This window comes from Burkholderiales bacterium (genome assembly GCA_035560005.1).
Lineage (GTDB): Bacteria > Pseudomonadota > Gammaproteobacteria > Burkholderiales > Eutrophovitaceae > DASRFY01.
The window spans coordinates 1-8,876 of sequence record DATMAN010000087.1 but is presented as its reverse complement, the minus strand read 5'-3'; the positions used below and the strand labels follow the sequence as shown (position 1 = coordinate 8,876).

At 65.1% G+C, this 8,876-nt stretch carries 4 protein-coding genes and 3 pseudogenes; all 7 read left to right on the top strand.

Annotated features, from left to right (window positions below; translation table 11 throughout):
• The first annotated feature begins 101 nt into the window (after nucleotides 1-101).
• A pseudogene (locus tag VNM24_12730) lies at nucleotides 102-1,200 on the top strand (IS3 family transposase).
• Nucleotides 1,201-1,297: 97 nt separating this feature from the next.
• On the top strand, nucleotides 1,298-2,653 hold the full coding sequence (locus VNM24_12725) for a glycosyl hydrolase (protein ID HWQ39443.1): 1,356 nt from the start codon (nucleotides 1,298-1,300) through the stop codon (nucleotides 2,651-2,653).
• Nucleotides 2,654-2,757: 104 nt separating this feature from the next.
• Nucleotides 2,758-3,973: pseudogene (locus VNM24_12720) on the top strand (IS3 family transposase).
• A gap of 31 nt (nucleotides 3,974-4,004) precedes the next feature.
• A pseudogene (locus VNM24_12715) lies at nucleotides 4,005-4,286 on the top strand (integrase core domain-containing protein).
• Nucleotides 4,287-4,792: 506 nt separating this feature from the next.
• Nucleotides 4,793-5,125, top strand: coding sequence for a hypothetical protein (locus tag VNM24_12710; protein ID HWQ39442.1), 333 nt, complete (start codon nucleotides 4,793-4,795; stop codon nucleotides 5,123-5,125).
• 95 nt (nucleotides 5,126-5,220) lie between these two features.
• Entirely contained in the window at nucleotides 5,221-6,657 is a 1,437-nt protein-coding gene (locus tag VNM24_12705) for a hypothetical protein (protein ID HWQ39441.1), read from the top strand.
• Between the two features lie 10 nt (nucleotides 6,658-6,667).
• Nucleotides 6,668-8,767, top strand: a complete 2,100-nt coding sequence (locus VNM24_12700; protein ID HWQ39440.1) for a glycosyltransferase family 2 protein — start codon at nucleotides 6,668-6,670, stop codon at nucleotides 8,765-8,767.
• Nucleotides 8,768-8,876 lie beyond the last annotated feature (109 nt).

The following is an 8,876-nucleotide window of genomic DNA, read 5'->3' as shown; positions in this document are numbered from 1 at the left end:
GGAGTCGACCCGCTTTCGTGGACACTTCATCCTTTGGAAAGGAAGGGAGTCCGATGCCGAAAGCAAGAACAGTCCCGTAGCCGCCTGAATGTCGACAGAAGATCGTGGATCTCGTGCGCGCTGGCCGCAGCCCTGCGGAGCTCGCTGAGCAATTCGAGCCCTCGGAGCAGACCATTCGCGACTGGGTGGCGCAGGCCGAGGCGAACGAGGGCAAACGAAAGGATATGCTGAGCAGCGTCGAGCGCGAGATCTTGGCAAAGGCCACGGCCTGGTTCGGGCGGGAGGCCGATACGAAACCCAAGAACTCTTCGGATTCGTAGCGGCGCACCAGGCCATGTTTCCGACAAGAGCGATGTGCCGCGTGTTCGGCGTCTCTCCGAGCGGGCTTTTACGCGTGGCAAGAGCGCGCGCCTTCGGCCCGCGCGATCGAGGACATGAAGCTCAGAGCCCGCATTCGGGCAATCCACGCGGGCTCTTTGAGGCACCTACGGCAGGCCGAGAATCCATACCGAGCTTGTCAACGAAGGCGAGCGCGTCGGTGGCAAGCGTGTCGCACGGCTCATGAAGGCGCAAGGGCTCGAAGGGATCAGCCGTCGCAAATGGGTCGTGACCACGCAGCGCGATGCCGAGGCACGGCCGGCGCTGGATCAGGTAGAGCGGCGCTTCGGTGCCGAGGGTCCGGATCGACTCTGGGTCGCCGATATAACCTACATCCCGACGTGGGCTGGCTTTCTGTGCCTGGCCGTAGTCCTCGATGCCTTTAGCCGCAGAATCCTCGGCTGGGCGATGGCCGGGCATCTCAAGACCGATCTGGTGCTCGCGGCACTCAACAGGGCGATTGGCCAGCGCCGTGCACGCGGCCTCGTGCACCACTGCGACCAGGGCACGCAGGACACGTCGATTGGCTTCGGACTTCGTTGCAAGGAGGCCGGCGTTCGGCTCTCGATGGGCACGGTGAGCGATGCCTACGACAACGCCATGTGCGAGAGCTTCTTTGCGACGCTCGAATGCGAGTTGCTCGCGCGCCGGCGCTTTGCGACGAAAGCCAAAGTGCGCATGGCGCCATTCGAGTTCATCGAAGGCTGGTACAACCCGAGGCGGCGCCATTCCTTGAAGTCTGAGCGCACGCTTACCCACAGGCCCGCACACTCGTTTGCGATAGAAGCACCCGCGCGCGTGCCTGTGGATAACCGCTTGTGAGCACAACACTTAACCGTCCACTGAAACAGGGCAACTCCACCAGATTTGACAATAGCTCTCGCGCCCAAGGGTACCGGACGCGCGGGGGATGCTTGCCATGATCCTCAAGCTGGGCATCAGCGCCAGCGGCATCTGGAAGCGGCCGCGCGGCTTTCACTGGCTGGCCAAAGTGATTGAAGGGGCGAGATTCCGCGACGGAGTCGCAACCCATGAGAAAGACACTCGAACTGGCGTCTTCAAACGTAGCCTAGGGCCCAGATTTCACCATAGCTCTAACGAGATGCCTCGCAGGGTCGCCTTGCTCGCATTGATACTGGCGGTAGCGGAAGCAGCATACGCCGGTGAAATCCAAAGCATACGCGAGCTGGAACCGGCTGCACGTCTTCGGCTAGCGGAGCAAGCTAACGCTAAACGGGGAATTATCATCTCGCGCGAAGTCGAAGAAGCGATGCTGCGCTCCATGGAGGGGAAATTTTCATGGTTCTACACATATAGTCTCCACCCGCGCGGATTCTACGACTGGGCTAACCGTGTTGGCGTAGAGTTCGTACCGATGCTCTGGGGGGGCACTGTGGTGCGCGAGGACGGCACCAAGTGCGATTTGCCGGGGCCGGATGGCAGCGCACGACGGGAAGGTGCACCAGAGCAGGCAGTGAAGCCAAGACCCGAATTTCGGCGGCAGCTTCCTGCCTATGGGCCTCTATGCAAGGGAGGAGCCGACGAAATTCGCGCCGTACTGTCGACAGTAATTTCCAGGCTCAGAGTCAAGCCACGATATCTCCTTGGTTTCAATGAACCTTGGGGGAGCAATCAGTCTAATCTGTCCCCGCGCGAAGCAGCTTGGATGTGGGGCCAATATGTACAGCCTGTCGCCAAGGCGCTGAACCTTACACTCGTGTCACCCACCGTTGCAGTTCATCGAAAGGCTAAGCGTTGGTTTGCGGATTTTCTTAAGGCCTGCCACGACGAGCCCTTGTGTGATCCGGAATCTATAGGACGCTTGTCAATTCATTCATACCATTGCCAAGATGCTACTTGGGTAAGGGAATTCTCCTCACGCCTGCAGCACTTTGACCGGGAGTTGGGGTCTCTGCTGCAAAAATATGGTGACGTAGAGTGGGGCCGCTTTCTCGCAGCGAGGCCAATTTGGGTAACCGAAACGAATTGCAATCATGAGTTCGAGCGAACCGAACCAGTCAGGAGCAGTACGGACACATGTTTGCGAATGACCGGACAAAAGAATGATTCGCGTTGGCGTGCTGGTTCGCTGATGCTATTCGTGACCCTCAGTCGAATAGAGCGGTTTTCTTGGTGGACGACTTACAGCGCTGACGCGCGCGGAGAAGTCGTCATGGCGAAGCTGGTCAACGCAAGTGGCGATTTAACGCCCGCTGGCAAGGCCTTCTTCGACTTCCCGAATGTGAATCATGAGACGTGCGCTATTCACGAGTGAGTGTAATCCCCCGTTTTTTTACCTGGAGTTGACCCGCTTTCGTGGACACTTTCCAATGTTGGTCGAAAGGGAGGTCCACGATGGCCCGCAGTCGCATTGCATAGCTGCCTGAGTTTCGGCAGAAACTGATTGAGTTGGTCTGGGCCGGCGGCAGCCCGGAGGAGCTGGCGAAGGAGTTCGAGCCCTCGGCGCAGACGATCCGCAACTGGGTCAAGCGCGCCGAGGCCGACGGTGGCAAGCGCCGCGATGTGCTGACGAGCCTGGAACGCGAAGAGCTGGTGAAGCTGCGCCGTGAGCTGCGCCAGGTGAAGCTGGGGCGCGAGATCCTGGCAAAGGCCACGGCCTGGTTCGCACGGGGGCCGACACGACACCGAAGAAGTCTTCCGGTTCGTGACGGCGCACCAGGTCGAGTTTCCGGTGAGGACGATGTGTCGCGTGTTTGCAGTCTCCCCGAGCGGCTACGACGCGTGGGTCAAGCGCGAGCCGTCGGCGCGCGCGATCCGGGATGCGCAATTGACGGCGCGCATCCGGCACCACCATGCGCGCTCCAAGGGTGCCTACGGTGCGCCCAATATCCTGGAGGACCTGCGCGATGAAGGCATCCGGGTGGGTAAGAAGCGCATCGCCCGGCTCATGTAGGCGGGAGGGCCTTCGCGGTGCATGCCGCCGTAAGTTCGTGATCACGAGACGACGCGGAACGCCGATGCCACACCGGCGGCCGGTCTGGTGCAGCGGGAGTTCAGCGCCGATGCCCCGAACCGGCTCCGGGTCGCCGACATCACCTCCAATCCAACCCGGGCGGGGTTCCTGTTCCTGGCGGTCGTGCTCGATGCCTCGAGCCGCAGAATCGTCGGTTGGGCGATGGCCGAGCACCTGAGGACGGAACTGGTCCTTGCCGCGCTCAACATGGCACTGGGGCAACGTAAAGCCAAAGGAGTCGTTCACCATTCTGATCACGGCACGCAGTACACCTCGATCGAGTTCGGGCTGCGCTGCAAGGCGGCGAAAATCCGGCCCTCCATGGGATCGGCGGGCGATGCCTACGACAACGCCATGTGCGAGAGCTTCTTCGCGACGCTCGAATGCGAACTCCTTGATCGCCGGCGCTTTGCCACGAAGGCCGAAGCAAGGATGGCGATCTTCGAGTTCATCGAAGGCTGGTACAACCCGACGCGGCGTCACTCGGGCCTTGGCAGAATCTCGCCGATCGAGTTCGAGCTGCGTCATTCAATGCAACATGAGCGCGCGGTTACCCACAGGGCCGCGCGCCCGGTAGCGTTCGAGGCGCCCGGCGCGCGTCCTGTGGATAACCGCTTGTGACCCAAGCGCTAAACCGTCCACGGAAACGGGTCGACTCCATCCCCGGCCCCACGTCTCGAACGACAACCCGTTCTCGGAAGCCCAATTCAAGACCCTGAAGTACCGGCCGGAGTTTCCGGATCGGTTCGGGTGCATCGAGGACGCGCGCAGCTTCTGCTGCGGGTTCTTCGACTGGTACAACAACGAGCATTACCACTCAGGGCTGGCGCTGCTCACCCCGGCGATGGTGCATTTCGGCCAAACCGCCGCCGTGCTGGCGCGGCGTCGCGAAATCCTTGCGGCGGCCTACGCCAAAAATCCCGAGCGGTTCGTACATGGGGCGCCTCAGACGGCCGAGCCACCGAGGGCGGTCTGGATCAACCCGCCGAACCGGCTGGCGGAAACGGGGAGATACAGTAAATGCACACCAGTCAGTGTCTCAAACCTGTTGACAAGTTCCGCCGGCCTCGTCCGCTCCGAAGAGGCCACCGCATGAACCGGGTGGGGAATTTTCGGTTCCCACACCCAGGGAAATTTGGGTTCCCCTTGAGAGCAACGTCGCCGCTTCGTGCTTGAACTGCTCGCGTCACTCCTCGTACTGGATCGCTTGATGATCCGATATGCCCTTGCGGGGCACCGGGTGCCCCGGTCGTCCTTGTTCGAGAAAGCACTATAAGCCCTCTCACCCGAGCGTACCCGTCGGCAGCGCCCGACCGGTCAACATAGTTGTCGTCGGCCGCCGACCGGTAAAAAGAGGGCATCTCCGTCAACCAAAGCGAACGTGGCGCGTTACTTTCCTCTGCCGGTTTCATATGGACCGCACTTTACAGGAGATCGAAAATGCTGAAACGAAACGACGCGTTAGCACTGGCGGCGGCCATCGCGCTTGCCACATCCGCTTCAATAGCCTTTGGTCAGGCGCCGGCGACGACCCCCGCACCCACGAAGACGGCGGAGCAAAAGGCGGAGGCACGCGCGAAGTGGGAGGCTACGTTTAAGGCAGCCGACAAGAACGGTGACGGGGGCCTGTCCAAGGACGAGCTTGCGGCGGTGAAAGGTTTCCCGAACATCCGCAAGAACTTCGACGCCATGGATGCGAACAAGGACGGCAAAGTGACGATCGCCGAACGGGACGCGTGGCTGCAAGCCCAGCGTGCCGCGAAGAAAAAGTAAGGCGGGTCGCGAATAACGTCGGTCGTCGGGAAAGGGGGCGGCATTGCCGCCCCCTTTCTTTTGGGTCCGCGGGAATTGCAGAATCGCGGGCATCCATGTCGCCTGCGAATCCGCTCCACGCAGCGCGCATCGTCGCGCTGAGCATTCTCCTCGCCGCCGGAGCGGCAGGCGCAGCGCCCGCCTGCACGGATGTGCCGCCACAGGGTGCGCCGGACCGCCATCTGCTGCCGACCGCGCCGGGCAGCGGCAGGTACACGGTCAGCCGCGAGGCCGGATTCACCGACGACACGCTCTGGGGGCCGGGCGGGCGGGTGAAAATCTCCGCGCGGCGCGAGTGGGGCGGGGCCATCGTGTTCTTCGGACTTGCCGCCGGGGCGCCGGCCACCAACGTGATTGACGCCGGCGATACCGGCCGCGAGGTGCAGATGGCGCTCTACGATCCGGACCGCGTCCGGCAGGGATGCGCGCACGACGCGAGCTGCCGGACGGGCTCTGCGGCGCGATGCCCGGACAGCATCTCCTTTCTGGGCTGGAACCCTGTGCAGGGCGGCAACAAGTGCAACGTCGGTTCACGCGTGACCGCAGTACAGGCGGCGGACGGCGCGCTCGAAGTCGAGGTCGCGCCGCTACACTGGAATCCCGACTGGCGCGAGGCGACGTGCGCGAGCAGCGCGTGTGCGCGCGCCGATGCGCGCGCGCTCGAAGCGGATGTGCGGTTTCGCGAGCGGCTGCGCTTCGTCGGCGATCTGGTGGTGGAACTGGAACTGGAGGCGGTCAATCTCGCGGACGAGGCACGGGCGGCAACCGCGCAGGAGTTTCCGACGCTGTACGTGGCCAATGGTGCGGGCGGGGCGCCAAACCTGCACGTTCTCCTCGATTCGGAGGGTCGGCGTGTGCCCATTGACCGGCCGGCGAACGACGGCTTTTTCGCGAGGCGGTTCGATTCGCCGCGCGGCTGGGTCGCGTACCAGAATGCGGCACTCGACTACGGTGTCGGCCTGCTCGCCGAGAACCGGCTCCGGCAGTGGCAGGGATGGCAGAAGCCGGGCGTGTTCAACAACGTGCGGGCGGTGTTCCGCTTCGGCCTTGCGCCCCGCGGAGTGGTGCGCGCGCGCTCGTATCTGATGCTCGGCAGCGCGGCGACGATCGCAAAGCTTGCCGAGCGGCTGGAGCGAAGCCTGCCGCCGTTTGGTGCCCTGGAGCGTCCGGCGCCCGATGAGGTCGTCTCGGGTCCGGAAATTCCAGTCGCCGGATGGGCGCTTGACAATGTCGGGGTGAGCCGGGTGGAGCTGCTTCTGGACGGAAAGAGGTTTGCGGTTCTCGCTCCCGACCGGGCGAGGAGCGATGTGTGCCGCGAGTGGCCGGGCTATGCGGGGTGCGAGCGCCCCGGATTCGCCGGGACGATTCCGGCGGCCGGCCTGACGCCCTGCGCGCACCTTGTCGAGGCGGTCGCCGTGGACACCGACGGCAACCGCCGTGCGATCGGGAGCGCGCGGTTTCGCCTGGAGACCCGGCGTGCGCCGGGACAGTAGACTTCGGCCCGTGGATTCGCGCACTCTCGTCGTCTCGGAAAATCCGTGCAGCTTCGATCCGGCGGGGCGCAATGCTCCGCGCGGCTGGGTGCGCGTGGATGCCCGGCTCGGGCCGCAGGCGCCGTACACCTTCGCCACGCTGGTGGTGCGCCGCCGCGCCGATCTCGGTCGGCCTTTCGAAATTCCCCTTTTCGTCACGCTGGCGGGAACGGTGCATGAACTGATCCGGCTGCCCGACGACGTCGTCGAGCTGTTCTGGCGCCCGCCTGCGGGGGCGCAGGGCAATGGCGCGCGGCTTACGCTGCGCCGGGTCGGGCGGTTCGAGCGCATGCTGCGGATGGGATACCGCGTCCTGCGCGTGCGGGCGGCGCTGCCCGAGGAGCTGCGCGCCCGCGCGGACTTGACGCTGCGGCGCGCGCTGCGCGACCTGCCCGGAGCGTATCGCACGGCGACGGATTTTCGCGTACGGGACCCCGCGCGACAGTACGCCGACTGGATCGGGGCGTTCGACACGCTGCGCCCGCGCGACGTGCGCGCGATCCGCGCCGACATCGTGCGCCTGAAGAATCGGCCGCGCTTCCGGATCGTGGTGCTTGCGACCGGAGCGGAGGAACAGGTCCTCGCGCGGACGCTCGAATCGGCGCGAGACCAGCTCTATGCCGGATGCGAGTGCATCGTGGTGCAAGCCGGCGGCGAACTCGAAGATTGGCTCCGCGCCTTCAATGCGTCCCTTGCCTCGGCCGGACGCGCGGAGTGGTTGATGCTCATCAGGGCAGGAGACCGGTTGCGCCCGCATTCGCTGTACTGGTTCGCGCGCGAGATCGAGGAGCAGCCTGATGCGGTCGTCCTGTACTCGGACGACGACCGCATTGATGCCGGCGGCAAGCGGTCGGATCCGCGTTTCAAGCCGGACTGGTCGCCGGTGCACTTCGAGTCGGCCGACTACATCGGCGCGGCGGCGATCGTGCGCGCCGACGCGGCGCACCGCGCGGGCGGCCTGACTCCCGAGTGCTGCCGGTTCGGAAGCTACGATCTTCTGCTTCGCGTGACGGACGCGTACGGGGATCGGGTCGCGCATGTGCCGGCGATCCTTCTTCACCGGTGCGGGGCCGAGGAGCCCGCGGGGCTCGCCGACTGGCGCATTCGCGCTCTGGAGGCCCGCTTCCGGCGGCAGGGACTCGCCGTGCGCGTCGAGCCGGCGGCGGGCGGCGCACACCGGGCGCGGTATGCGCTGCCGGAGCCTGCGCCGCGCGTGAGCATCATCGTGCCGACGCGGGACGCGCTCGCGCTGCTGCGGCCCTGCATCGAGAGCGTGCTGGCGCGTACGACCTACCCGGACTACGAGCTGATCGTCGTGGATAACGGCAGCCGCGATTCGGCAACGCTCGATTATCTCGCGGAGCTGGCGCGGCGCCCGCGTGTGCGCGTGCTGCGCTTCGACCGGCGGTTCAACTACTCCGCGATCAACAATTTCGCCGTGCGCCAGGCCGGGGGCGACATGCTCTGCCTGCTGAACGACGACACCGAAGTGATCTCGCCTGACTGGCTGGAGGAAATGGCGGGATATCTCCTGCGGCCCGGAGTGGGCGTCGTCGGCGCGAAGCTCTACTACCCGGACGGCCGCGTGCAGCACGCAGGCGTCACGGTCGGACCCGGCGGCTGCGCCAACCACCTGCATGCCGGGCTTGGCCGCGACGAACCCGGCTACTGCGGCCGCGCCCTGCTTGCGCAGGAGTACTCCGCGGTGACCGCCGCCTGCCTGCTGACATGGACGCGGCTGTACCGCGCCCTCGGCGGGCTGAACACGCGCCGGCTCCCGGTCACGTTCAACGACGTGGATTACTGCCTGCGCGCGCAGGAAGCCGGATACCGGGTGGTGTTCACGCCGCACGCGGAGCTGATCCATCACGAGTCGGCCACGCGCGGCCGCGACGTCACGGTGAGGGCGAAGCTGCGCGTGGCGCGCGAGATCCGCTACATGCGCACGCGCTGGCGCGCCCGCATGCGCCACGACCCCTGCTACAACCCGAACCTGAGCTACCTGCGGCCGGATTTCTCGCTCGGCGAGACCTGCCGCGTGCGAAAGCCCTGGCTGCGCGACGCGCGGTGAGCGCCCCGGGCATCCTCATAGACGTGATGCGCCTGGTGTTCCGGCGCGCGGTCGGGACCATTCCGACCGGCATTGACCGCGTCACGCTGGAGTATGTGCGCCACTACGC